This window comes from Enterococcus sp. DIV0876, from assembly GCF_050529585.1.
Taxonomy (GTDB): Bacteria; Bacillota; Bacilli; order Lactobacillales; family Enterococcaceae; genus Enterococcus_D.
Map to the genome: position 1 here is coordinate 160,900 of NZ_CP172882.1, position 24,117 is coordinate 185,016.

Sequence of the window (24,117 nt, forward strand, 5' to 3'; positions counted from 1 at the left end):
AGGTCTGCTTTTTTAGGCGAACAAATTTTCGTATTTTGCTGACGTAAAGGCAAAGAAATGTTATGATAGAAGCATTAAGGGGGAGTAAAAAATGCGATTTTTACATAGTGCCGACTTACATATTGATCGGTCATTTGAAGGCCTTCATCTGTTATCTGAAAAAGTCAAAGCCCAGCTCCCGGCCATCAATCAGCAAGTGATGCGCCATTTGACAGATTTGGCACTGGCGCAGGAAGTAGACTTTGTCTTACTAGCTGGCGATACCTTCCATCAAGCGCGGCCTAGTTTGAAAGTGCAACATGATTTTTTTACGGAGATCAATCGCTTGGCTGCGGCTGAGATTCCAGTTTATATGATATTTGGCAACCATGATTATTATGACCCGCAACGGTATTGGTTTTCTTTTCCAGAGAATGTGCACCTATTTGAATCAGAAACGGTGCATACGATCGAAGGCGTCACGAAACAAGGAGAAACATATGCTATCAGCGGGTTTAGTTACCAGCATCCATGGATCGAAACGGATAAGGTGCAAGAGTTTCCTGTACGCAAAGCGGTAGATTACCATATCGGGATGTACCATGGCGATCAAACAGGTACACGGTATGCGCCATTTTCGACAAGTGAGATGAAACAGAAAGGCTACGACTACTGGGCGTTGGGGCATATCCATGTGCCTAAGACGCTATCAGACCAGCCGCCAATCGTTTACCCTGGGACTCCCCAAGGAAAAACCAAGAAAGAAACTGCTTCAGGCGTCGTGCTGGCTGAATTGACACCGCAAAAAACGACGGTCCAACGGGTATCAGTGGCCGAATTATTTTGGGAAACCCAACACATCTCATTGTCTGGAATCAAAGATGCCAATGAAGTATTGCCGACAATCATCCAGCAAGTACAAAGCCAAAAAGGAAGATTACTGCATTTGCTGATCGAGGATGATCAACAGTTGCCTGCTGATTGGCTGGTCGATGCGGAAAGAAATGAATGGATCACCTATTTGAATGAACGATTGTCCCAGTATGAGCCGTTGCAAGTTGTCTATGGCATAACCGCCTCACATGCAACGACTGAAAAATTTGCCTTGGCAATTTCTGAAGAATATGTGACGCAAAATCTTAAGCTGTATCAAACCCCAGCTGTTTTTACGGAGCGGCTGGCAGAGTTGCTGCAACACCCGATGATTCAACGAGGTATCGACCAGGAAACTTTCCAAGAAGACGTGTTGGCGCAAACTGCAACCTTATTACAACAAACCTTTGAGTGGGCAGGTGATAGCGATGATCATTCTTAAAGCAGAAATCACCGGCTTTGGGAAATACCATGAACAACAATTTTCTTTTGCGCGTCACAACCAATTGCTTTTTGGACAAAATGAAATTGGGAAATCAACACTGTATCAATTTATCGCAGCAATGCTTTTTGGTTTCCCAAAAAAGACAGCCAAAAAGAAAGATTATAGCCCCCGCAATGGTGCTGCCTATGGCGGGAAATTATGGCTAGAGATCGAACCTTACGGGGAAGTGATCATAGAGCGGTATCGGCAAGTCGATCGAGGACGAGCAAAAGTACATGTCAACGGACAAATCACCAGTGAAAATTGGCTTGAACAGCACCTGCAGCCATTGAACCGTGCCTTGTTTTTTGATGTCTTCACCTTTCAACAGGAGCAATTGAATCAAATCGACAAGTTAGGGGAAGAAGAACTACATCAATCATTGATATCATTGGGGATCAGCGGCAGTCAAAATATGCTGCAGCAAGTGGCGCGATTTGAAACCAGCAATCAGCAGTTGTACAAACCTCGTGGTCAAAAATTACCGCTGAATCAAGCCTTGAAACAACTAGGAAAGCTGCAACAGCAAATCGCTGACAAAGAAAGTGAAGAAGCTCATTTGCAGCAGCAGTATCAGCAAATTGCCCATATCCAATCAGAAATCCAATCCTTACAAGACCGCAGCCATTTGCTGAATGAGTCTTATCAAGAGAATCAGCAACGCATCAGTCATTGGGCGTTGTATGAAGAGTGGCAGCAAATTGCGGATGTACCAGTTGCAGATACTGCGCAAGCGCAAGCAATCAAGCAGTTTTATCAGGCCTATCAGCAGATCACAGAAGAATTACGCAAGAAGGAAGCTGAACTCGATCAACTGGAGCAAGGAAAGGCCTCAGATAAATATTTCTTTTATTTGGATCACGAGCAGCCAATCAATCATCTCTTGCAGCAACAAGTGGAGATCACTCGGTTATCTGATCGTCAGGCAGCCGCGGATACTAGACGGGCCCATGCAATCCAACAACTGAATCAGCTAGTGACCAAGCGGCAATGGCGCAGTGAGTCGCCGCCTTTTTTAACCCCACCGATCCGTGAAGCATTGCAGTCTTTAGCGCAGCTAAAAGCCCGAGACAACGAAATCAGACGGCGTCAGCAATGGTTAGCGGAAAAAGCGCAACCTCTTGAAGCGACAGTCTCTCGATTGGAGCAACAGCACCCCGCATTGACGGGTACGCAGAAAAAGAGCAAAGGGCCATGGCTGTTGGCCGCTGTCGGCCTTATACTGATTGTTCTAGGTTTCTTTTTGGGTCCTTGGCGTTGGGTCGTCAGTGGTGTAGGCGCGCTCGCCATGATAGGTGGACTCATTTTGAGTCAAAAACAGCCTAAAAACCAGCAACAAGTGAAACAAGAATGGCAAGCAGCATTGCTGCAATTAGACTTGATCGAAGAAGAACAAGCTGAACTTCGACAAGAAGCCCAGCAGCAACAACAGCATATCAGCCGAAAACAACAAGGATTGCTGCCCTTTTTTGGTCAATTACCCACCGATGAATGGACCGATTATTTGGATGCCTATGAAGCAGATGTCGCCGCGTATCAACATTATGTGCAAGAAGAAGCTGAGGCTAGCCAGGAACGTCGTTCAGCAGAAGAGGCATTGGCACCTTTTGAGGCCTTGTTCCGCCCATACCTGGATTGGCTGCCGCTGCAAAATCAAACGATCACGGACAAATTGACCGTATTGGCAGACTTTGCAAAAGACATGCAAGCCATCAAGTTGACCCGCTTGCAGCAGCCTAGTACCTTATTGGCGCAACAATTGGCACGTTTACGCAAAGAGCGGGAACAAATGGTAACAGATGCCCAAGGCTTGTTAAGGCAGCAAGGGATAGATCAGCCTGCTGAAATCAGTTTATGGCTGAAACAATGGGCGCATGCCCAACGCACCAATCAACGCGCAGCAGAATTACAAGCGATGCTGTCGCCGATTTTTCCAGAGGCAGTCGATGAAGCAACCTTATTACAGGAAAAAGAACGACTGAAGGCAACGCAATCACAAGTCCAAGAAAGCATTCGTTCACTGACAGAAGACAGACAAAAATTGGAACTAGAAGTCGCAGCCAGTCAACGAAACGGGACATTGAACCAATTGTATCAAGAAGAAAGTGAGTTGCGTTCTGCGATTCAAGAGTTGGCGGTTACTTGGGGCAGCAGACAGTTGGCGGCTGTGATTTTGCGGGATATCACAACGGAACTGTCGGAACAGCAATTGCCGCAATTGTTGGCAGCAGCCTCGATTTATTTTGCGCAATTGACCAATGGGCATTACCAAAAGATCCTCTTTGAGGAAGGGATATTGGTCGTTGCCAATCAAAGTGAGACCTACTCGATCATTGACTTGTCAACGGGAACCAAGGATCAGTTGATCATGGCTATCCGTTTTGGTTATCTATCCTTACAAAAAAATCAGCCGATCAGTCCGATCATTATCGATGATGGTTGGTTACATTACGATAGTGTTCGTAAAGATAGTCTGGTGCAGTTATTGACAGACTTTGGTCAAAGATATCAAGTAATTTGTTTGTCTTCTGACCAAGAAATGGTAAGCTATTATCAGAAGTACCAACAACCTGTGTACGATCTTAGCAAAGGATGTGAGAATTTGGTTGACCGCCAAATAACTGAATGAAAAAAATTAGAGAACTAACCGTGGATGAGACGTTCCAACTGTTTTTGCTGATCAAGAATGCCGATGTCCGCATCGCCAAAAATGGCAAGAAGTTTATTGCTTTTACCTTTCAAGATACATCCGGAACGATTGACGGCAAGTTTTGGGATGCCTCAGAAGAAGAGATTTCCCGCTTTGAACCTGGCCGTGTCGTGATGTTAGATGGCAAGCGGGAAGTCTATCAAGGCAATCCGCAAGTCAAAATCATGCATTTGCGACTGGCGAAACCAGAAGAAAGCCAAGATCCGAGCCAATACATGGAAAAAGCACCGTTGAAAAAAGAAGATATGGAAGAAGAAATCAATCAAACATTGTTTGAAATCATTAATCCCCATTGGAATCGGATCGTCCGATTCCTACTCAACAAATACAAAAAAGAATTCTTTGAATTTCCCGCAGCCAAACGCAATCACCATGCGTTTGCCAGCGGCTTGGCCTATCATACGACGACCATGTTGCGCTTAGGAAAAGCAATCGTCAAAGAATATCCTGAGCTAAATGCATCGTTATTGTACGCGGGGATTATCCTGCACGATCTGGGTAAAGTGATTGAGCTTACTGGGCCAATGACTACTGAGTATACTTTGGCAGGCAATTTAGTGGGTCATTTGGTTTTAGTCGATGAGGAAATCACGCAAGCCTGTATCGCATTGAAATTCGATGACAAACAAGAAGATATCGTTGTGTTGCGGCACATGGTATTGGCGCACCATGGCTTATTAGAATACGGTTCGCCAGTCCGTCCGCGCATTATGGAAGCAGAGATTTTGCATCAAATCGATAACTTGGATGCGTCGATGCAAATGATGCTGACATCGATCCGCTTGACGGAGCCTGGCGAGTATAGCGACCGTATCTTTGGGATGGACAATCGCAGTTTCTATGTTCCTAAAAATATCTAATTCGCACCGCGAATCGATAAACACATAAAAAACCTCTGAAACGTCAGCTAATGGCTGACGTCAGAGGTTTTTTATTTGAATAAAGATCCATCAAAGGATAGTTGAAAACCTGGCAGTTCAAGATAACACTGACAATAACCAAATTGCTTGATCATTGAATGCATGCAATGGCCATAAGTCCCTAATAATCATTGCCCATAGGTAACGAAAGGGTGATTGGCAGGATTTGCCCTGCCGATGATTGGATATGATACGTACCACTATTACCGGTGGTCTTGGTGAAGACTGAAAAAGTTACAGAATAGCTGCTGGGTAACTTTTGTGGCAGATGCTTAGTCGTTACCTATCAATTCTTTCTCTAAAAAGTTTTCACCACTTCGATCGTCCCATCGATATGGAAGAACAGGGTATAATTGTCTTCCGTTTTGATACCGTCAAAGCGGCGGGCATAATAGGTGACCGCGTCTTTGAGGGTTTGAGGCGGCACCTCCAAAAAAGCAGCACAGGCCATCAATGTCGTACAGCCTTCTTCGAAACAACGAATGATATCATAAGGAGAAACAACGATAGCCGACCCGATGGCGCGGGCTTTGTGTTCTTGTTTGCGCTTCTCATTGGTATCTTGTGCGGTAATATCCCCAGCACTTGTCAAATAATGCCCAATCTCTTCGCCCATGGTGCGCAGTAGTTCTTCTTGTGATTGATCAGGATTGAGGTAGACATGATGGTCGATGTACAGCCCTTGCTGCCCAGCAGGCATATTCTTGTCAAACACAAAGGACAAATCTGGATAAGCCGCCATCAATTCTTCCACTTTATCCATGGACATCATTCCTTTTGCTGTGGCGTTGTTTAATAAATTCTATATAGCTCACGATATCGTCCATTTGTTCATCTGTCACATGTTCATCGATATGGGCCGCGACTGTCTGGGCCTTCGTCGACTGTTGCTGAAACGAATCAACGGTATGTCTGCCTAAAAGGAAATCTGTCGATACTTGGAAAAGTTCTGCCAATTTCACGATCGTTGTGCTGTCAGGTTCATTCCGATCATTCTCAAAATGGGAATAGGCACCGCGACTGATCCCTAATTGTTCTGCTACTTGTTGCTGGGTTTGATTGGACCGTAAACGCAATGCTTTAAGACGTGCACCGAGCATCCTTAAACGCCTCCTTTTTTTGATATTATACCACGTTAGATACGAAATGTATCATGTTGTGCAAAAAAGATACGTAAAATATCTGTATTGATTGACGATACAAAATGTATCTTTTATACTACAAATATAGAGATACGTTTTGTATCAATCGAAGGAGTGTGAACCCTATGGAAACCTCGGTTTATACCGTCATTATTCCTGCTATTATCACGGGTGTGGTGACTTTTTTGGCGGCCAAAGTATCGAATAAAGCTTCGTTAGAACAAACCAATATCGATAATGCCCAGAAACTGTATCAAAAATATGAACAACTCAATCAAGAGCTAACCAGCAAACTAGCCAAATCAGAAGCTGAAAAACAGACCTTGAATCAAAAGCACCAGCAAGAACTGGTGGTTTATCAAAGCAAATTGGCAGAGGCAAGCAGTGAGAGAGAGTATCTAAAAATCGAGAACCAGCGCTTGCAACGCCAACTGCAAGACAATCAAAAAGATAAAGGATAAAAGAACGCAGCAAAAAGCACAATCCTCTTGACTCACAACGGAGAAAGACCAAGATGGATCTTTTTCGCTGCGTCTAAGGATTGTGCATGGGTCAAGGAGACTGCTATCGATTATACCAAAAGTATCTATTGCACCATTTGTTCGTTGACATAGGTTGCGTAGAGGGGGTGAGAAGCAATCAACTCGGTATGACTGCCTTGACCGGTTACCCTACCTTTTTCGATGAAGTAGATTTGATCTGCATCAACAATCGTTGCCAAGCGATGGGCAATCACCAAAGTTGTTCGTCCGTGCATTAACTGATCCAAGGCCCGTTGTACTTTTTCTTCTGATTGAGAATCGAGACTAGCGGTCGCTTCGTCTAACATCAAGATTTTCGGATTTCTTAGAAAAGCACGTGCAATGGCAATGCGTTGTTTTTGGCCACCAGATAGTTTCACACCGCGTTCTCCGATTTCAGTATCAAGCTGTTGCGGAAAATCACGGACAAACTGATCTGCATATGCCATAGCTAGTCCTTCCCACAGTTCATCATCAGACAACATCCGTTGTAGACCATATTGCAGGTTATCGCGAATACTGCCAGCGAAAACAGCACTATCTTGTGAGACGTAGCCAATTTGACTGCGCCAATCTTGCAAATCAAGTCGGTTGATTGCTTGATCGCCGATTCGAATCTCACCATTGGTCGGTTCATAAAAGCGTTCAAGCAAAGCGAATATCGTTGATTTTCCGCCGCCGCTAGGTCCGGCAAAGGCAATCACACTGTTAGGCTTCGCCTCAAAAGAAATATCCGTTAAAATGGGTCTAGCAGCTTCATAACTGAAGTCTAGGTGTTGTGCAGATAAGATAGCTCCTTCAACATGGGCTTTTTCTTGACCATGGGTCGGTTCGATGTCTGTATCTAAAATCTCTTGGATACGTTCCGTAGCACCCATCGCTTTTTGGACTTGTGAGAAGAACATGGCAAAAGTTGTAACAGGAGCAATAATATTGAATAGGTAAAGTAAGAAAGCGACTAAAGCGCCACTCGTCAACGTACCTGCTTGTACCCGAACGGCCCCATACCCTAGGATGCCTACAAATAACCCCAACATCGCTGTCATCATGACCGGTTGCAAAACGGCTTCTACTTTAGCGTCTTTGACACCAAGCGTGAAGATATTGTTGATGAAGCGCCGACCATTTTCTTGTTCACTTTTTTCGCCGTTGCTGGATTTGATCAAGCGAATCTCTCCAAGCTTCTCGCTGGCATCGGCATTGAAATCAGCAGTTGCGGCTTGGAGTTGACGGCCTATTTTTGACATGATTTTACCGATCGGCAGCATGATCAAGGCGATCAAGGGCACTGCACTGAACATGATGGCGGCCATTTTCCAATCCATCCAAAATAAGATTATCATCGACCCAATCAACTGGATAAAGCCAGTCACAAAACTTGGAAATTGAGATGTGACCAAATCTTTGATGACTGTTGTGTCATTGACCAAACGCGAGCTGCTTTCCCCAGATTTATGGGCGTCAAAATAGCCAACGGGTAAATGTAAGAGGTGCGTCCATAGACGTTCGCGCAACGTTTGCACTGCACTTTCCCCAACATAGCGCAGTAAAAATCCCCCTAAAATACCCAATCCTAATTGGAGGGCAAATGCTAAAATCAAAACGACCAACATCTGGCTGTTAAACGTTGCTGTACCGCTATTGTCCACCAATCCTTTTGTCAATTGCGGAACGATCAAGCTGGCGCCGCTTGTGATCAAGCTTAAGACCATACCGATAACAAAAAGAGATTTTTTAGGATTGACGCTGACGATCAAGCGGGTAAAATCTTTCAATTTAAAAGCGTGGGCTGTTTGCGATAATTCTGTCAGTCTGGCTTCTTGCTGCATATCATTATTCCTCCTCTTCTAGCGAAAAGTCGTTAGAAGTCTTCTCTGATCGAATGCTGGTTTAGAAATCTTGCCATTCATCTTGCGACGAATGATCTGTGTCGCGGTTTGGTGCTTTTTGATCAAAATCAAAAGGCTGACCTTTAAAGAAGGGGTGTTTTTCCCATCCGGGACGACAATCTTGGTTGCGCCCAAATGGATGACCACCACGCATGCCAGGACGGCCGTGAAAAGGCATTTGGCGCATTGCTTCTTTGATTTGTTTCTTCATTGCCCGTCGTTCCTCGTGGCTCATTTCTTGCCAATTGCCACCCCATTGTTCCATCATCGCTTCACGCATGCCTTGCATCGCTTGAAAGCGATCCATTGGATCTACAAATCGTTCCGTTTGTTGCTGAAAGTCTGTTTCCCAGCCTGCAGCAATTTTTTCCAGCAATTTGGCAAAAGACGCTTGTTCTTCTTCATTCAGTCCACTGAAAAAAGTTTCGCTGGAAGCAGCTTCTTTTTGTGCGGTCAATGCATCGGCTTTTTTGCGTCCGGTGTCTGTCAAATAAATACGTTTGCTTCGTTTGTCTTCGCTATCTTCTTTACGCTCGATCTCTCCGTTGTTTTCCATTTTTTTCAATAGTTCAGCCATTGAGCTAGGGCGTAAATCAAGCACCTCTGCTAAGTGGTTTTGTACTAAGCCATCTTCTAATGTCAAAATGGCCAAGACGCGCTGCTGTCCTGTCAATCGTTGTTTCCGTTGGCTCATAAACGCATTGCTGGCTTCGCTGATAAAGCGCAATTGTTTCATCAAATCATCTGTTGTAGTAGACATATCAAACACTCCTTTTTTATTATCGTTCGGTACCTAACGATATTGTGAATCTAGTATAGTTCGGTACCGAACAAATGTCAATAGGGTATCAATAAAATATTTCTAACAAAAAGTAAGCAAAAGGATTGACTTACAAAAAGTAAGTTGTTAGACTAAGCACAGTATCAAAGAACCAATTGAAAAGGAGCAGTCATATGGCGTTTGGATTTGGCAAGAAAGCACCAGAAATCATTGAAAAAGAAGTCATCAAAGAGGTTTATGTAACGAAAGAAAAGAAAAAAGCACAACACATTGGTATCATTGTTGGCAGTACAAGAGAAGGCCGGGTGAGCCCGCAAGTCGCTGACTATGTTTTACAAATAGCAAAAAACCACAGCGATCGTACCTATGAAGTCATTGATATCAAAGCGTATGATCTGCCATTTATGGGAACAGGCACACCAAATAAGGCTTGGAATGATAAGATCGCTGCTATGGATGGCTATATCTTTGTTGTTCAAGAATACAACCATGGACTATCTGCATCGCTGAAAAATGCATTAGATAGTGCCCGTGAAGAATGGTTCAATAAAGCAGCCGGGATTGTCAGCTATGGTTCTGCTGGGGGCATTCGGGCAGCAGAACAAGTTCGCTTGATTTTGGCAGAGCAAAAGGTAGCGACTGTTCGCACAAACCCTGCATTTAATTTATTTACAGATTTTGAAAACTTTACAGACTTTAAGCCAGGTCCGCATATGACAGCTGGTATGAATGATATGTTGACAGAATTGCTTGATTGGGCGGATCTTTTTGCAGATCGGTCACAAGCGGAAAATGAATAAGGAGGCAAACAGCATGAAATTTGGGATTATTTTGGGGAGTACAAGAGAAGGTCGGGTGAGCCCGCAAGTAGGTGCGTATATTCAATCGATTGCAGCACAACGTCCAGAACATGAATTTGAGATCGTTGATATTAAAGACTTTGACTTGCCTTTTATGGGTACAGCTGCACCAAACACCGCTTGGAACGATAAAATCGCCTCACTAGATGGTTATATCTTTATCGTGCAAGAATACAATCACGGCTTTGCTGCGTCATTGAAAAATGCTGTTGATAGTGCTCGTGAAGAATGGTTCGACAAAGCAGCTGGAATCGTCAGTTACGGTTCAGGTGGCGGGATCCGGGCTGCTGAACAATTACGAACGGTCTTGGCGGAACAAAAAGTCGCAACTGTCCGTACAAACCCTGCATTCAATTTATTTACAGATTTTGAAAACTTTACAGACTTTCAGCCAGGCGATCACATGAGCGCTGGTGTCAATGATATGTTGGATGAGCTGACACTATGGTCAAAAGCTTTTGCAACGATTCGTTAAAATCATCGCCAAAAAACCTTATCCGCACATCAGGCGGATAAGGTTTTTTTACGTATTCAATTTGGCTAAAATCGTTTCTGCCACGGCTTGCGGAATGCCAGCGGCTTTTATCTCTTCTACTGAAGCAGTTTGGATATTTTTGAGGGATTTAAAAGTCTTCATCAATTGTTGTTTCCGCTTTGGTCCTAAGCCGGGAATTTCATCTAGCTTGGAAGAAAAACTGTTTTTGCTGCGTAATTGACGATGGAAAGTGATCGCAAAGCGATGGACCTCATCTTGGATCCGTTGCAGTAAAAAGAATTCGACTGAATTGCGTTCTAGGTGGATCGGATCCAAAAATTCACCAAAAATCAGTTCACTGGTTTTATGCTTGTTATTTTTGACCAATCCCGCAACAGGAATATCGATCCCAAGCTGATCATGCAAAACTTCTTGAGCGGCACCTACCTGTGCTTTCCCCCCGTCGATCACGATCAAATCAGGGAAAGGCAGATTTTCTTTCAACACCCGAGAATAGCGCCGATAGATGACTTCTTGCATCGATCCATAATCATCTCCACCATGAGCAGTACGAATCTTATATTTTCGATAGTCATCCTTGAATGGCTTGCCATCGACAAAGACGACCATTGCTGAAACGGGGTCAGTCCCCATGATATGTGAGTTGTCAAACGCTTCGATCCGATAAGGTGCCGGAATGCCCATGGCTTCACCCAGACGATCGACCGCTCCGATCGTACGTTCTTCCGTACGCTCAATCAAGGCGAATTTTTGCGCCAAAGCAATCTGAGCATTTTTGGTGGCCAAATCAACCAGTTTCTTTTTGTCGCCGCGTTGCGGTTGCAATACTTTGGTGGTCAGCAGGACTTCTAAAGGCTCTGCTTCAACATTTTGGGGAACGAAGACTTCTTTGGGAATGAAATGCTCATTTTTTTGATAAAATTGACCCACAAAGGTCAAGAAATCTTCTTCTGCATCATTGTAAAAAGGAAATAAGGAAACTTCTCGTTCAATCAACTTTCCTTGACGAATAAAGAAGACTTGGACACACATCCAGCCTTTATCAACACTGTAGCCAAAGACATCACGGTCCATTAAATCAGTTAATGTCATTTTTTGCCGCGTCATCACAGTTTCAATTGCTTGGATCTGATCACGTAACTCGGCTGCGCGTTCAAAGGACAATGTATCTATGGCAGCAGACATTTTCTCCTGCAGATCTTTCAAAATATCGACATGCCCTCCATGGAAGAAATGTTTGACTTCTTCAACGATTTTTTGGTATTCCTTGGGGTCAGTATCATGAACATAGGGACAGACACATTGACCCAAATGATAGTAAAGGCACGGTCTTTTTTGAGATGGTCCGCACTTTCGCAAAGGGAACAATCGATCCAAGACGCGTTTGGTTTCGTTGGCTGCGCGGGCATCAGGATAGGGACCGAAATACAAAGCACCATCTTTCAACACTTTACGTGTGATAATCAATCGAGGATAGCGTTCTTTTGTCACTTTAATAAAAGGATAAGACTTGTCATCCTTTAACATGATATTATATTTGGGTTTATTTTTTTGGATCAAATTGATCTCAAGCAGCAAAGCTTCTGTATTTGATTCCGTAACGACGTATTCGAAATCATTGATTTCTTGCACCAAGCGTGACGTTTTTGTGTCGTGGCTGCCGGTGAAATAAGAACGAACACGGTTCTTTAGTATTTTGGCTTTCCCAACATAAATAATTTTGCCGTTTTTGTCCTTCATCAAATAACAACCCGGTTGATCCGGAAGCAAGGCCAATTTGTTTTTGATTTGCTCGTTCATGTCTACGTCCTTTCTAGAGTATATAAATGAGGGTTCTTAAGAGAGGCGCTTCTAAAAAAGAAGGGGAACGTAAGAGCCCGTTTTGCTACCCTTCATTGTAGCATAATTTTCTTAAGAAACAATCAAATGCGCGGTACCAGAGGATAAAGCACCGAATTGTAAGGAAATGTTAAGCAATAGATTTTAGTCAATAACCGTAGTCGTTGTGCTGATCTTGCCGTGAGGCCCACTGCTGAATAAATGTTTTTAATGGATCTAGTACACTTGCAGAAGAATCATCTCGCTGCAATAGATAAAAGTGTCGCTCAAATCCGGTATCTAGCGGTTGAAAAGGCAAGTCAGTTGCCGCTCGTTTAGAGATGATCGAACAACCAAACCCTTTTTTAAGGATAGACACAATCAAGGCGTTGCTTGCAATCTCAATGATAGGATCTTGAATATTTTGTTCTTCTAGATAGCGCTTCGTATAGTAATAAACACCAGATGTTGTCTCGCGAACCAACCAAGGACCTTGGGGATCTCCTGCCAAGACCAATTGATCAGTCAGAAGTGGAACACGCAAGAGTGTTGGTGTAGCTAATGGTTTTTCAATGATACCTAAATCCAGCTCATGTTGGTTCAGTGCTTGGGCTACAGCTGCTGAATTCATTAATTTTAGCGAAAAAGAAAAGTGGGGAAAGGCGTTCGATAAGTCGATCAGCAAATCAGGCATCAAGACCATGGCAAAGGTGTGGGAAACACCAATTGCACAAGGAATAGTGGTTTGGCGATTTGCATGCAGATCTTTTTTGATCGCTGCCCAGTCATCTAACAAATTCAACGCCTTATTGTATAATCTATCTGCTTGAGGTGTAGCAGATACGGTCGTGCGTCCATTTCTGATGAACAAAGTGGTGTTTAGGTCAGTTTCTAATTGTTTGATTTGTGCGGAAACCGTTGGTTGAGAAATGAAAAGCAATCCAGCTGCTTTTGAAAAGTTTCGGGTTTCATACACCATCTTGAACGTTTCTAGTAATTTGAACAATGTAATCACTTCCATTCGGATAATCTATTGATACTATTTTATCAATAAATCAAACCAATGGGGAAAAATGTGTATAATAAATCTCAGAGGAAAGGATGAAAACAATGAAACAGATAGCGCATATACATATATTGCCAGGGTTATTGCTGGCAGTCGCAGTGGCAATCATCGCAAAGTGGGCTGCGGTATTGGTTCCTCAGATCGGTGGGGCAACGATTGCTATTTTGCTCGGTATTGTTTTAGGAAATACTTATTTCAAGCAATCAATCTATCAGCAAGGCACTAAATTTGCTGAGAGTCGGCTATTGGAATACTCGGTGGTCTTATTGGGGTTTACAGTGACATTTCAAACCATCAGTGAAATGGGGTTGAAAGGTTTTGTCTTTATTGTATTGATGATGAGTATAGTGATCACGGCAGCCATTCTGATCGGGAAAAAAATGGGCTTTAGTCAAAAGATGGGGCTGATGATGGCTGGCGGCAATGCGGTTTGCGGTTCTTCGGCAATCGGTGCGATCGCGCCAGCCATCAATGCGGATGACGAAGAAAAAGGACAGATTATTACCCTAGTCAATTTGTTGGGGACAGTCATGATGTTGACCTTGCCATTTCTTGGATTGGCAATCTATGGCGATGATCTATTGGCCAAAAGCGCCTTGTTAGGAGGTACATTGCAATCGGTCGGGCAGGTCGTGGCAGGCGCCAGCTTGCTAGATGAGGAAGTGGTCAAGTATGCGATGCTTTTCAAAATCACCCGCATCATTTTGCTCACAGTAGTGGTCATTTCTTTCAAAAAAATGGCCAACAACAAGCCGCAAAGTGTTGCTAAAAAGGGAATGCCGATTCCCTGGTATGTTTTAGGTTTTTTGTTGATCTGCGTTTTGAACAGTTTTACGACCTTGCCTCAATGGTTAAGTCAAACGGCGCAATTTGTCAGTGGCTGGTTTGAAACAACAGCATTGGCAGCGATTGGATTGCGTTTGGACTTTAGAAAATTTATGAAGGAAGGCCCACGTTTTTTGTATTATGGTTTGTCGGTCGGGACAGTTCAAACAGTGGCGGCATTGATGTTGATTTGGCTATTGCGGATATGAGTGCCTAAAAGGATAAAAAAACAGTTTGTATGTATTGATACAAACTGTTTTTTAGACGTTAGCTCAAGCTGTTTAGTTTTTTAATGATTTTAGTCGTATTTAATAAGCCATAATCTTTCCTGTCTAAAGGAACAACTGGTATATGTGGATATTCTTTCTTTAATTGTTCGAGCGCAAAATGATACTCAGGTGTCAAAATAATGAGGTCTGCTTTGGGCGCTAATTGTTGTATTTTCGATGCGCTGAACATATGAACAGCGACAGGACACCCATTATCTGTCAATTCTTTTTGTAGTTTCATTTGCAGACGTTGGGTTTGCCATTCGCCATCATTGATCCAACTGCTGATACTAAAAATGTATACTTGTTTACATCTTTCGTTAGAAGAGACTGATTCTTCTGTCATGGGAAATGCACCTCGCTTCTTTTTTGAGAAAAGGCGTGCAAAAAAAGCAGGTTTCGTGGTTCCGAGTAATGTATCTGTTGAAACATTGAATAGTTCGCTTAATTTTACCAAATAATCAAGATCGGGATAGCTTTTATTGCGCTCCCATTTTGATATGGTCTGTGGTGTGACATGTAATTTTTCTGCCACATCTTTTTGTGTCAAATGCGCCTTTTGACGTAACTGCTTTAACGTACTGCCTATCTCTAACACGAGTGTACCTCCCTCTATGTGTTGATACAAGAAATGATCTGTTGAATTGGGAAAAATTGGAACAACGATCTGTTGCACTGCTGATATAGCAACGTTTGATCATCAATAAATCAGACAAGTCTTTTCACAAAAAAACGATCCATCGTTGTATGCTGCCCAACTTGCAAAGGACCTTCGATTTCTTGATAGCCGGATTTTTGATACACATGTAGAGCGACCGAGAGTGCATGGTGGGTTTCGAGGTAGAGTTGCTGATACCCCATTTCTTTGGCGCTTGTCTCGATGGCTTTAAGTAAACGATAACTCAATCCTTGCCCTTTTGCTGCAGAGCTAAGATAAAATTTTTGCAGTTCAGCAATTTTTGCTGTGGCATCATAGGCCGAAAAACCGCCGCCCCCTAAAATTGTCCCTGTTGCATCAGTGACTGTGAAATAATTTCCGTGGGATTGTTCGTAATAAGAACTCAAATGATCAAGTTCAGGATCGAAATAGGCAGTTCCAGGTAGAGCCAATTGATGGTCAGCAAGATTTTGGCGAACGATCGCGGCTAAAAATGGATCGTCATTGGGTTCAATCAAACGGATAGTAGGTTGCATCGCACTTGTCCTCCTGCAGAATGATAAATACAGTGTACCATATGCGGTAACCAAGGTTAAATAAGTCATAGCTACGCATATTTTGAAAAACATTCATTGCGCAGCAATGCATCGATTTGCTACAATCACATCTCTAAGAACAAAAAAACTCTCTCGCCATCGGCGTAAGAGTTTCTTGTTTGAATAGATCTAAACGAGTGTTGTTGCTTCACCCAGCTCGACTTTATGGGCTTGTTTGTCCACAATTCTAAAGAATGGATAATACCAAGCGATAGAAAGGAAAATTTCTACCACTTGCCAGACCGCACCACGCCATCCACTAATGAACAAACCCGAGAGAATCGGCGGCATAGTCCAGGGAATATTGACACCGTTGGCCACAGGTACCAGCCCAATATACGTAACCAAATAGCTTAATGAAGCAAAAATCAATGGAGAAATAATAAAAGGAATCATTAAAATCGGATTCAAGACGATTGGCGCACCGAAAATGATTGGCTCATTGATGTTAAATAATGAAGGCCCGATAGCCAATTTGCCCAATGCTTTATATTGTTGGGAACGAGCAAAAAATAAGAACAAGATAACCAAACCAATCGTTGTACCGCATCCCCCCAATTTGACATAATTTGCATCAAACTGTGCATTGACGATATTTGGAATTGTTTGACCAAGTTTATAAGCTTCTGAATTTTCTACAGTGAGCGCTGTCCAAATCGGTGTCATGACAGAACCAACGATATTTGGTCCATGCAAGCCAAAAGAAAATAATAACGTAGCCAACACTTGTACAAGAATCGTTGCAGGCAATGATGCACCTAATGAAGTTAATGGTTTTTGTAAAATTTCAAAGATAAATGCTTGGGCACTACCATAACTAGTCATTTTGAAACCAAAGAAAATAAATAAGTAAATAAAAAAGATAAATACAACTGGAATCAATGATTCAAATGAACGTGACACATTATCAGGCACGCTATCAGGCATTTTAACTTTCCACCCACGTTTTAAAACAAAGTTCGCGATTTCTACTGCTAAAATAGCTGAAATCATACCCAAAAATAGACCAGCAGCACCGAAATTTGCAATCGGTAACCCTAACGCATCATCTGCACCGGTCAATGTAGGGGTAAGTAAGAAATAAGACATCAAGGCAGGAATAATACTAGACATTGAATCAATCTTATAACGATTACCCAAACTTCTTGCAATCCCGATCACGACATAAATCGACATAATATTGACGGACATGTCGTAGGCACGGTTACAAAACTCGATCCAAGCATTGCCGAAAATACCATTCATGAAATCAATAAAACCTTGATATGGAAAGTTTGGAAAAATCAAAAACATTGAACCCACGATGATAATCGACATTGAAGCAAAGAAGCCATCACGAATGGCTGCCAAATAACGGTTTTCATTCAACTTCATTGCGACGGGCATTAACTTGTCACCAAAACGGTCTAAAAATGTCTGCTCTTCCATAGTACATCCTTCTCTCGTTTGCAGATTTATGATAGCGCTATCATTGATATAATTATACAATTAAAATAAGAAAAAGGTAAAGCATTATTTTGGATTAAATCTTTGCAATAAAAAGCTTTCTAAGTTCAGTGTGAGAAATGGTATACTTCTCATTTCGTAAACGTGTTTTTGAAAGCAACAAACAATTACATACACAGTTGAAACATGAGGGCATGATGCGGTAACGGTTCCACCTTTTGATGTTTTTTTATCATATGAAAAGAGAAAAAACTTTTATTAAGATAAAACAACATAATTTTCTTTCTAAGAAATGGCTTAAGCAGACTGTCTAAAAGCAAGTTATTTTGATTCTCACACAGCAGATGGTAGGCTTTCCTTAGAAACAAAAAAAGTAAAAGGAGAGAATCGTATGACAGACAGAATATCATTAGAGCAAGCGGCCATTGATTTTAGTGAGGAAAATGCAGCACATCCACGTATCTATGAATTACCACCTGAAGAAGGTCGGGCATTATTAGAAAAAGTCCAAGAAGCACCGGTAGAAAAATATGCAGTAGAGATTGAAGAGCAACAAGTCGATACAGGTGACTGGGGCAAAATCAATGTTCGTTTTGTACGACCAGCAGGCAATCATGATATTTTGCCAGTCATTTACTATTTGCATGGCGCAGGTTGGGTCTATGGCAGCGCAGCCACCCATGATAAATTGATACGTGAACTGGCTGTTCGTACCAATTCTTTGGTGATTTTCCCTGAATATAGCCGTTCGCCTGAAGCCAAATATCCAACCGCGATCGAGCAAAACTATGCTGTCTTGCAGCAATTGCCCGGGTTCGTAGAAACGAAGGCAATCGATTTGAGTCGCTTGATTGTTGCGGGGGACTCAGTAGGGGGGAATATGGCGACAGTTATGACACTGCTGACGAAATCTCGTGGCGGAATCCCTATTGCCCAACAGCTTCTATTCTATCCTGTAACAGATGCCAACTTTGATACACCTTCATATCAAGCATTTGGTGAAGGCTATTACTTGACCAAAGAAGGCATGGAATGGTTTTGGGATCAGTACACGACGGATCAAGCTGATCGAGATGCAATCACGGCCTCTCCATTGCGGGCAACTGCTGAAGAATTAGCGGATCTGCCACCAGCATTGATCATTACAGGCGAAGCAGATGTTTTAAGAGATGAAGGGGAAGCGTATGCCCAACATTTACGAGATGCCGGCGTTCCAGTGACACAAGCGCGGATGCAAGGCATCATCCATGATTTCGTGATGATCCATGCATTAGATCAAACCAATGCGGCTCGAGGTGCGATGGATCTAGCAACAACATGGATCAAACAAAAAAATAAGCCCGTTACAAAATAACTATATAACCCAAAGAAAAATCGTCCACTGTTGGCGATTTTTTTTGTGCTTAATGAGCCATCCGCGAATGCCTACTCTAACAAGTATGGAACCGTTATCGATGAAATGATGGATTTTATAATACAGATTAAAATAGTTGTTTTTAGTTGATAAATAAATAAAAAGGTCTATTATTGTAATTGTTAATAATACAGATTTTGAGAAGAGGTAATACAGTGAGTAAAAAAGGATCAGAAATCATTGTTGAAAGTTTGGAAAATCATCATGTGCCCTATATCTTTGGCATTCCCGGTGCAAAAATAGATGGTGTATTCGATGTGTTAGCGGACCACGGGCCAGAACTGATTGTGGCAAGACATGAACAGAATGCCGCGTTTATGGCACAAGCCATTGGCCGTTTGACAGGGGAACCAGGTGTTGTCATCGCGACGAGTGGACCGGGTGCGAGTAATCTGGCTACAGGATTGGTCACCGCAACGGCAGAAGGCGATCCCGTCTTGGCAATTGCAGGTCAGGTCAAACGTTCTGATTTATCAAAACTGACCCATCAAAGTATGAATAATGCGGCGCTCTTTGCACCGATCACCAAGTTCAGCAGTGAAGTCCAAGATCCAGAAACATTATCTGAAAGTATTGCCAATGCTTATCGTATTGCCAAAACCGCAAAAAAAGGCGCCAGTTTTTTGTCGATTCCACAAGATGTGACGGACGGACAAGCCCAAGGGGCAGCCATTGAACCGTTGTCTGCACCCAAATTAGGACCAGCTGATCAGGCCGATATCGATATGTTGGCACAACGGATCCGCGAAGCCAAGTTACCGGTTTTATTGCTAGGCATGCGGGCTTCGGGGGTCAAAGAAACGCAAGCGATCCGACACCTAGTTGCGAAAACCGGCTTGCCAGTTGTAGAAACTTTCCAAGGGGCAGGCATTATTTCTCGAGAATTGGAAGCCAATTTCTTTGGCCGAGTAGGACTATTTCGTAATCAGCCTGGGGATATGTTGTTGAAACGCAGCGATTTGGTGATTGCTGTTGGCTATGATCCAATCGAATACGAAGCCCGTAATTGGAATGCCGAAAAAGATGCGCGGATAATCGTGATCGATGAAGTACCGATGGAAATCGATCCGTTTATGCAGCCAGAAGTAGAATTGATGGGGAGTATCGCCAAAATCAGTGAACAACTGGCCCAAACAATGACAGGATATGCGTTATCAGAGGATGCCGAATCCTACTTGTGTGCATTGCAAGAAAAACTCAACCAACATCCTCAAATCAAAGAGGGACAAGCACAAACCGTACACCCTTTGGAAATCATTGATGTCTTGCAGCAAGAAGTCACTGATGATATGACTGTGACCGTTGATGTGGGCAGCCATTATATTTGGATGGCCCGTCACTTCCGCAGTTATGAACCACGTCATTTATTATTCAGTAATGGTATGCAAACATTAGGTGTAGCGTTGCCTTGGGCGATTTCTGCAGCATTGGTTCGGCCAAACACACAAGTGATCTCCATTTCTGGAGATGGGGGCTTTTTGTTTTCAGCCCAAGAATTGGAGACGGCTGTTCGTTTGAAACAATCGATTATCCATTTGATTTGGAATGATGGTGCCTATAACATGGTCAAGTTCCAAGAAGAAATGAAATATGACCGTGCTTCAGGTGTTGATTTTGGACCAGTTGATTTCGTGAAATATGCCGAAGCATTTGGTGCCAAAGGCTTACGAGCAACCACCAAACAGGAACTAATTGCTGCAATCGAAGAAGGAATGGCAACGAAAGGCCCTGTGATCATCGATATTCCCGTAGATTATTCCGATAATGCGGCACTGGGCAAAACGATTTTACCAGATCAATTTTATTAAGAACAGGAGCAATTCTAATGAACGTAAAAAGCAAAAGCTATCTTTACCAACACGGCACATTAGGCGGCTTGATGCAAGATTTGATGGACGGTACAGAACAAATTGGCCGTTTGTTGGATGATGGCGACACTGGCATTGGTACGTTAGCTGGGTCAGATGGCGAAGTGATCATCTTAGACGGCATGATTTATCATGTAGACCAAACGGGTGCAGTCCGTCAGTTGACCGGCACCGAAAAAACGCCTTATGCCGCAGTGACCAACTTCGAACCCAACAAACAATTAGCGATCCATACTGAAACAAGCAGTGACAAAATCAAAAACAAAATTCTTGGACATGTGAGTTCAAATTTGTTCACTGCTGTCAAAATACGGGGTGTGTTTTCGAACATCCATGTGCGTGTGGCACCGAAACAAACTAAGCCTTACCCCAAATTTGTTGAAATCATTGACAATCAACCGGAATTTCAAGCGGCTGACTTGGCGGGAACGATCGTTGGTTTTTTTACGCCACAGTTATTCCACGGTGCGGCAGCGGCTGGTTTTCATTGGCATTTTTTAAGTGATGATCATCAGTTTGCAGGCCACGTCTTAGATTTTGATTTAGCCGCCGGTGAAATCGAATTGATGGAACTTGCAGAGTTTCGCCAACATTTTCCTATTGATGATGCAGCCTTTTTGCAACGGGAGATCGACGTTGCAGGCATCGCGAAAGATATTCAGTTAGCAGAATAAAGGATGTGTGTCGGCTCAGTAACCCATGCCGCAACTTTGTAACAAGTAAATCGTGAAGACCAAAGGCACTAGTGAGTAGACTAGTGCCTTTTTTGTGCGCAAAGCGTGGTTTGTCGTGGAATCTTATCGGCATGTTAGAATAGTTAAGATAAGCTTGCGCGCGAGGATAAACGAAAATACAGTGTAAGGCCTAATAAAAACAAATAGGCAGAAAGAGGCAAAAATGACAGACAAAAAATCGACTGTTGTAGTGATTGGCGGTGGCCTAGGCGGATTATCTGCTGCAGTTTCTTTGAGACAAGAAGGCTATCAAGTCACAGTAGTGGAAAAAAACCAGCATTTAGGCGGAAAAGTAAATCGCTTGGAAAGCGCTGGGTTTGGCTTTGATTTAGGTCCGTCAATTTTGACGATGCCTCAGATATTCGAAGCGTTGTTTACTAAGAGTCATCGGCAAATGAAAGATTATGTGGCTATTCGCCGTTTGCCCCTTGAATGGCGTTCTTTCTTTCCCGATGGCACAAAAATCGATCTTTATGGCGATTTGTCGCGAATGGCGAGAGAAAATCCCGTTTTAAAGGCAAAAGACATGGAAGAATACCGGACATTTCTGGCTTATGCCAAAGAGATATATGATTTGACTGCAGAGGGGTACTTTGCAGAAGGTTTTGATCAGACGAAAGATGTGTTGCGCCATCATGGGATTATTAAAGCACTGAAAGGGTTCGATTATTTTTCGACGATGCAAGAAGCCATTGATCAGCGGGTGAGCAATCCTAAATTGCAAGAAATGCTTGGCTATTTCAGTAAATATGTCGGGTCATCTCCCTATGATGCCCCAGCGGTGTTGAATATGATGAGTTATATGCAGCACACCCAAGGTATCTGGTATGTGCCTGGTGGGATGCATCGATTGGCTGAAGGTATCGTTCAATTAGCCGAAGAAATCGGTGTGACCTTTATTACCGGTCAACAAGTCACGAAGCTGGATACTCAGGACCAACGAATCACCAGGGCACATCTGGCAGACGGTTGTACGTTAACAGCGGATATTTTTGTATCAAATATGGAAGTCATTCCAGCTTATCAGCAGTTGCTGACTGAGGAAATCTCCCCGAAAGCAGAGAAAAAATTTGAACCAGCCAGCTCTGGCTTCGTCTTGCATTTAGGTGTCAAGGCCGATTATCCGCAACTGGCACATCATAACTTTTTCTTTTCGGGGGCGGCGCAAAAGAATTTTGACCAGAACTTTCATGATCATCAATTGCCAGAGGATCCAACGATTTACTTAGTCAATGTCAATAAAACTGATCCAAGTCAAACAAAGCCGGGACACGAAAATATCAAAATCTTGCCGCACATTCCCTACTTGCAAGACACACCATTTACTGAAGTACAATACACCGCGTTTCGTAAGCGAATCTTAGAGAAGCTAGAGCGGATGGGTTTAACTGATCTGCAAAAAAATATTGTCTTTGAAGACCGTTGGACACCAGCAGATATCGAAGCCAATTATTTATCTCATCGTGGGGCAATTTATGGCACTGTTTCTGATCGCAAACGCAACCACGGCTTTAAGCATCCTAAGCACAGCGAGAGATACGGCAATCTTTATTTTGTCGGTGGTACCGTCAATCCTGGTGCTGGTATGCCGATGGTCACATTGAGTGGACAACAGGTCAGCCGCATGATCGCCCAAAATAAACAATTCGTGTAAATACAGGCATGACGAAAGGAGGCAGGCAAGATGATCTTATGGTTTATTGGGATGCTGCTGTCCTGGTGTGCTGGTTGGCTTGTATTTGGTCGCGTCACTTTCATACCAAAAGATGGCGTACCGGCAGCCAAGGCGAAACGATTGTCGATCGTGATCCCAGCCCGAAATGAAGCGAATAACTTGCCTCGCTTATTCCAATCATTGCAACAGCAAAACTGCATTATTCATGAAGTGATCCTTGTTGATGATGGATCAACTGATCAGACACAAACGATTGCCCGACGATATGGGACGATCGTTTTGTCGACACCAGCAGATGGGCCGGGTAAAGCTGCCGCTTGTTGGCAAGGGGCACAAGCTGCTACAGGTGATCTGCTGTTGTTTCTAGATGCCGATACAGCATTCTTATCAAAGGATGGGCTCTCCCGATTACTAGAGGCTTTTGGCACGAAAGGAACAGAAGGTCTCTTGAGTGTTCAACCCTATCACCACGTAGAAAAAACATATGAACAGTTGTCTTATGTGTTTAATGTCGTCATCATGGCGGGGTTGAACCGATTTTCTATTTTGGGAGAAAAGATACAGGCAGGTGGTGCATTTGGTCCCTGCTTATTATGTACCAAAAGGGCGTATATGCAGGTGAATGGACATCAAGATATGGCGCTCGGTATCTTAGATGATATCGCATTGGCGCAACGCTTTATGTCAGCAAGCCTGCCAATTCATTTGTATGGCGGCCGTGATTTGTTGACGTTTCGCATGTATCCGCAAGGGGTGAAGCAACTGATGCAAGGCTGGAGCAAAGATTTTGCTACAGCAGCCCGAATCACCAATGGCTGGTTGATGGTGGGGATCATCGGATGGATCATTGGCAATTGCACGGTCATATTTTCTGGACTGATCTATCCATGGCCGATCGTTGCGGCTCTCTACGCCTGTTACTATGGACAAAACGTGTTCTTTGCAAAGCGAGTCGGCTCTTTTCGCACGGTATCGCTGCTGTTGTTTCCCGGCTATTTTTTCTTCTTTCTTCTGCTATTTGCTTGGTCGGCGATCCAGACGCATATCCGAAAAAAGGTGACTTGGAAAGGCCGCAAAATTGATCTCTAGGAGG

21 protein-coding genes are annotated in these 24,117 nt (G+C 43.2%); 12 read left to right on the top strand and 9 right to left on the bottom strand.

What is annotated here, in order from left to right:
- Window positions 1-91 precede the first annotated feature (91 nt).
- From IGI41_RS00795 to IGI41_RS00805, 3 genes are read left to right on the top strand one after another with little or no spacing between them, the layout of a single operon-like run.
- Window positions 92-1,294 (top strand): metallophosphoesterase family protein, encoded by a 1,203-nt coding sequence (locus IGI41_RS00795; RefSeq protein ID WP_430610684.1) that lies wholly within the window; start codon window positions 92-94, stop codon window positions 1,292-1,294.
- Window positions 1,281-3,965: an AAA family ATPase gene (locus IGI41_RS00800; RefSeq protein ID WP_430610686.1), complete on the top strand. Its 2,685-nt coding sequence runs from the start codon at window positions 1,281-1,283 to the stop codon at window positions 3,963-3,965. Before IGI41_RS00795 ends, IGI41_RS00800 begins: the two co-directional genes overlap by 14 nt.
- Window positions 3,962-4,906 (top strand): 3'-5' exoribonuclease YhaM family protein, encoded by a 945-nt coding sequence (locus IGI41_RS00805; protein WP_430610688.1) that lies wholly within the window; start codon window positions 3,962-3,964, stop codon window positions 4,904-4,906. The genes IGI41_RS00800 and IGI41_RS00805 overlap by 4 nt, the downstream gene beginning before the upstream one ends.
- Window positions 4,907-5,264: 358 nt before the next feature.
- Here IGI41_RS00805 and IGI41_RS00810 read toward each other — a convergent pair whose 3' ends face one another.
- Both IGI41_RS00810 and IGI41_RS00815 read right to left on the bottom strand, forming a co-directional pair.
- Window positions 5,265-5,729: an ImmA/IrrE family metallo-endopeptidase gene (locus IGI41_RS00810; RefSeq protein WP_430610690.1), complete on the bottom strand. Its 465-nt coding sequence runs from the start codon at window positions 5,727-5,729 to the stop codon at window positions 5,265-5,267.
- Entirely contained in the window at window positions 5,722-6,066 is a 345-nt protein-coding gene (locus IGI41_RS00815) for a helix-turn-helix domain-containing protein (RefSeq protein ID WP_430610692.1), read from the bottom strand. The genes IGI41_RS00810 and IGI41_RS00815 overlap by 8 nt, the downstream gene beginning before the upstream one ends.
- A 167-nt stretch (window positions 6,067-6,233) precedes the next feature.
- Here IGI41_RS00815 and IGI41_RS00820 point away from each other — a divergent pair, with 167 nt between their 5' ends.
- On the top strand, window positions 6,234-6,569 hold the full coding sequence (locus IGI41_RS00820; RefSeq protein ID WP_430610694.1) for a hypothetical protein: 336 nt from the start codon (window positions 6,234-6,236) through the stop codon (window positions 6,567-6,569).
- Window positions 6,570-6,694: 125 nt separating this feature from the next.
- Here IGI41_RS00820 and IGI41_RS00825 read toward each other — a convergent pair whose 3' ends face one another.
- Entirely contained in the window at window positions 6,695-8,458 is a 1,764-nt protein-coding gene (locus tag IGI41_RS00825; protein WP_430610696.1) for an ABC transporter ATP-binding protein, read from the bottom strand.
- 61 nt (window positions 8,459-8,519) lie between these two features.
- Window positions 8,520-9,278 (bottom strand): MarR family winged helix-turn-helix transcriptional regulator, encoded by a 759-nt coding sequence (locus tag IGI41_RS00830; RefSeq protein WP_430610697.1) that lies wholly within the window; start codon window positions 9,276-9,278, stop codon window positions 8,520-8,522.
- Window positions 9,279-9,472: 194 nt separating this feature from the next.
- Between IGI41_RS00830 and IGI41_RS00835 the strand changes: the two genes are divergently transcribed.
- Window positions 9,473-10,099, top strand: a complete 627-nt coding sequence (locus tag IGI41_RS00835) for an NADPH-dependent FMN reductase (protein WP_430610699.1) — start codon at window positions 9,473-9,475, stop codon at window positions 10,097-10,099.
- A gap of 13 nt (window positions 10,100-10,112) precedes the next feature.
- A complete protein-coding gene (locus tag IGI41_RS00840) occupies window positions 10,113-10,634 on the top strand; it encodes an NADPH-dependent FMN reductase (protein ID WP_430610700.1) in 522 nt (173 codons plus the stop codon).
- A gap of 48 nt (window positions 10,635-10,682) precedes the next feature.
- Here IGI41_RS00840 and uvrC read toward each other — a convergent pair whose 3' ends face one another.
- Entirely contained in the window at window positions 10,683-12,455 is a 1,773-nt protein-coding gene (gene uvrC / locus IGI41_RS00845; protein ID WP_430610702.1) for an excinuclease ABC subunit UvrC, read from the bottom strand.
- Between the two features lie 187 nt (window positions 12,456-12,642).
- Window positions 12,643-13,494 (bottom strand): LysR substrate-binding domain-containing protein, encoded by an 852-nt coding sequence (locus IGI41_RS00850; protein ID WP_430610704.1) that lies wholly within the window; start codon window positions 13,492-13,494, stop codon window positions 12,643-12,645.
- An 89-nt stretch (window positions 13,495-13,583) separates the two neighbouring features.
- On the opposite strand from IGI41_RS00850, the gene IGI41_RS00855 reads away from it, so the two are divergent.
- Window positions 13,584-14,573 (top strand): YeiH family protein, encoded by a 990-nt coding sequence (locus IGI41_RS00855; protein WP_430610706.1) that lies wholly within the window; start codon window positions 13,584-13,586, stop codon window positions 14,571-14,573.
- 58 nt (window positions 14,574-14,631) lie between these two features.
- On the opposite strand, the gene IGI41_RS00860 is transcribed toward IGI41_RS00855, so the two are convergent.
- From IGI41_RS00860 to IGI41_RS00870, 3 genes are all read right to left on the bottom strand, one after another.
- Window positions 14,632-15,231, bottom strand: coding sequence for a helix-turn-helix domain-containing protein (locus IGI41_RS00860; RefSeq protein WP_430610708.1), 600 nt, complete (start codon window positions 15,229-15,231; stop codon window positions 14,632-14,634).
- 110 nt (window positions 15,232-15,341) lie between these two features.
- Window positions 15,342-15,827, bottom strand: a complete 486-nt coding sequence (locus tag IGI41_RS00865; RefSeq protein WP_430610710.1) for a GNAT family N-acetyltransferase — start codon at window positions 15,825-15,827, stop codon at window positions 15,342-15,344.
- A gap of 189 nt (window positions 15,828-16,016) precedes the next feature.
- Window positions 16,017-17,315, bottom strand: coding sequence for a PTS sugar transporter subunit IIC (locus IGI41_RS00870; protein WP_430610712.1), 1,299 nt, complete (start codon window positions 17,313-17,315; stop codon window positions 16,017-16,019).
- A gap of 409 nt (window positions 17,316-17,724) precedes the next feature.
- On the opposite strand from IGI41_RS00870, the gene IGI41_RS00875 reads away from it, so the two are divergent.
- The 5 genes from IGI41_RS00875 to IGI41_RS00895 all read left to right on the top strand — a co-directional run bounded on the left by IGI41_RS00875 (window position 17,725) and on the right by IGI41_RS00895 (window position 24,113).
- Window positions 17,725-18,687 (top strand): alpha/beta hydrolase, encoded by a 963-nt coding sequence (locus IGI41_RS00875; RefSeq protein WP_430610715.1) that lies wholly within the window; start codon window positions 17,725-17,727, stop codon window positions 18,685-18,687.
- Window positions 18,688-18,902: 215 nt separating this feature from the next.
- Window positions 18,903-20,555: an acetolactate synthase AlsS gene (gene alsS / locus IGI41_RS00880; RefSeq protein ID WP_430610717.1), complete on the top strand. Its 1,653-nt coding sequence runs from the start codon at window positions 18,903-18,905 to the stop codon at window positions 20,553-20,555.
- A gap of 17 nt (window positions 20,556-20,572) precedes the next feature.
- Window positions 20,573-21,289 (top strand): acetolactate decarboxylase, encoded by a 717-nt coding sequence (gene budA, locus IGI41_RS00885; RefSeq protein ID WP_430610719.1) that lies wholly within the window; start codon window positions 20,573-20,575, stop codon window positions 21,287-21,289.
- 223 nt (window positions 21,290-21,512) lie between these two features.
- Complete coding sequence (locus tag IGI41_RS00890; protein ID WP_430610721.1) at window positions 21,513-23,003, top strand: phytoene desaturase family protein; 1,491 nt, start codon at window positions 21,513-21,515, stop codon at window positions 23,001-23,003.
- A 30-nt stretch (window positions 23,004-23,033) separates the two neighbouring features.
- Window positions 23,034-24,113: a glycosyltransferase gene (locus IGI41_RS00895; protein WP_430610723.1), complete on the top strand. Its 1,080-nt coding sequence runs from the start codon at window positions 23,034-23,036 to the stop codon at window positions 24,111-24,113.
- The last annotated feature ends 4 nt before the right edge of the window (window positions 24,114-24,117 follow it).

Excerpts from the sequence above, each read along its gene's own strand:
- IGI41_RS00795 (WP_430610684.1), top strand. The coding sequence starts at position 92 with ATGCGATTTTTACATAGTGCCGACTTACATATTGATCGGTCATTTGAA.
- IGI41_RS00800 (WP_430610686.1), top strand. The coding sequence starts at position 1,281 with ATGATCATTCTTAAAGCAGAAATCACCGGCTTTGGGAAATACCATGAA.
- IGI41_RS00805 (WP_430610688.1), top strand. The coding sequence starts at position 3,962 with ATGAAAAAAATTAGAGAACTAACCGTGGATGAGACGTTCCAACTGTTT.
- IGI41_RS00810 (WP_430610690.1), bottom strand. The coding sequence starts at position 5,729 with ATGGATAAAGTGGAAGAATTGATGGCGGCTTATCCAGATTTGTCCTTT.
- IGI41_RS00815 (WP_430610692.1), bottom strand. The coding sequence starts at position 6,066 with ATGCTCGGTGCACGTCTTAAAGCATTGCGTTTACGGTCCAATCAAACC.
- IGI41_RS00820 (WP_430610694.1), top strand. The coding sequence starts at position 6,234 with ATGGAAACCTCGGTTTATACCGTCATTATTCCTGCTATTATCACGGGT.
- IGI41_RS00825 (WP_430610696.1), bottom strand. The coding sequence starts at position 8,458 with ATGCAGCAAGAAGCCAGACTGACAGAATTATCGCAAACAGCCCACGCT.
- IGI41_RS00830 (WP_430610697.1), bottom strand. The coding sequence starts at position 9,278 with ATGTCTACTACAACAGATGATTTGATGAAACAATTGCGCTTTATCAGC.
- IGI41_RS00835 (WP_430610699.1), top strand. The coding sequence starts at position 9,473 with ATGGCGTTTGGATTTGGCAAGAAAGCACCAGAAATCATTGAAAAAGAA.
- IGI41_RS00840 (WP_430610700.1), top strand. The coding sequence starts at position 10,113 with ATGAAATTTGGGATTATTTTGGGGAGTACAAGAGAAGGTCGGGTGAGC.
- uvrC (WP_430610702.1), bottom strand. The coding sequence starts at position 12,455 with ATGAACGAGCAAATCAAAAACAAATTGGCCTTGCTTCCGGATCAACCG.
- IGI41_RS00850 (WP_430610704.1), bottom strand. The coding sequence starts at position 13,494 with ATGGAAGTGATTACATTGTTCAAATTACTAGAAACGTTCAAGATGGTG.
- IGI41_RS00855 (WP_430610706.1), top strand. The coding sequence starts at position 13,584 with ATGAAACAGATAGCGCATATACATATATTGCCAGGGTTATTGCTGGCA.
- IGI41_RS00865 (WP_430610710.1), bottom strand. The coding sequence starts at position 15,827 with ATGCAACCTACTATCCGTTTGATTGAACCCAATGACGATCCATTTTTA.
- IGI41_RS00870 (WP_430610712.1), bottom strand. The coding sequence starts at position 17,315 with ATGGAAGAGCAGACATTTTTAGACCGTTTTGGTGACAAGTTAATGCCC.
- IGI41_RS00875 (WP_430610715.1), top strand. The coding sequence starts at position 17,725 with ATGACAGACAGAATATCATTAGAGCAAGCGGCCATTGATTTTAGTGAG.
- budA (WP_430610719.1), top strand. The coding sequence starts at position 20,573 with ATGAACGTAAAAAGCAAAAGCTATCTTTACCAACACGGCACATTAGGC.
- IGI41_RS00890 (WP_430610721.1), top strand. The coding sequence starts at position 21,513 with ATGACAGACAAAAAATCGACTGTTGTAGTGATTGGCGGTGGCCTAGGC.
- IGI41_RS00895 (WP_430610723.1), top strand. The coding sequence starts at position 23,034 with ATGATCTTATGGTTTATTGGGATGCTGCTGTCCTGGTGTGCTGGTTGG.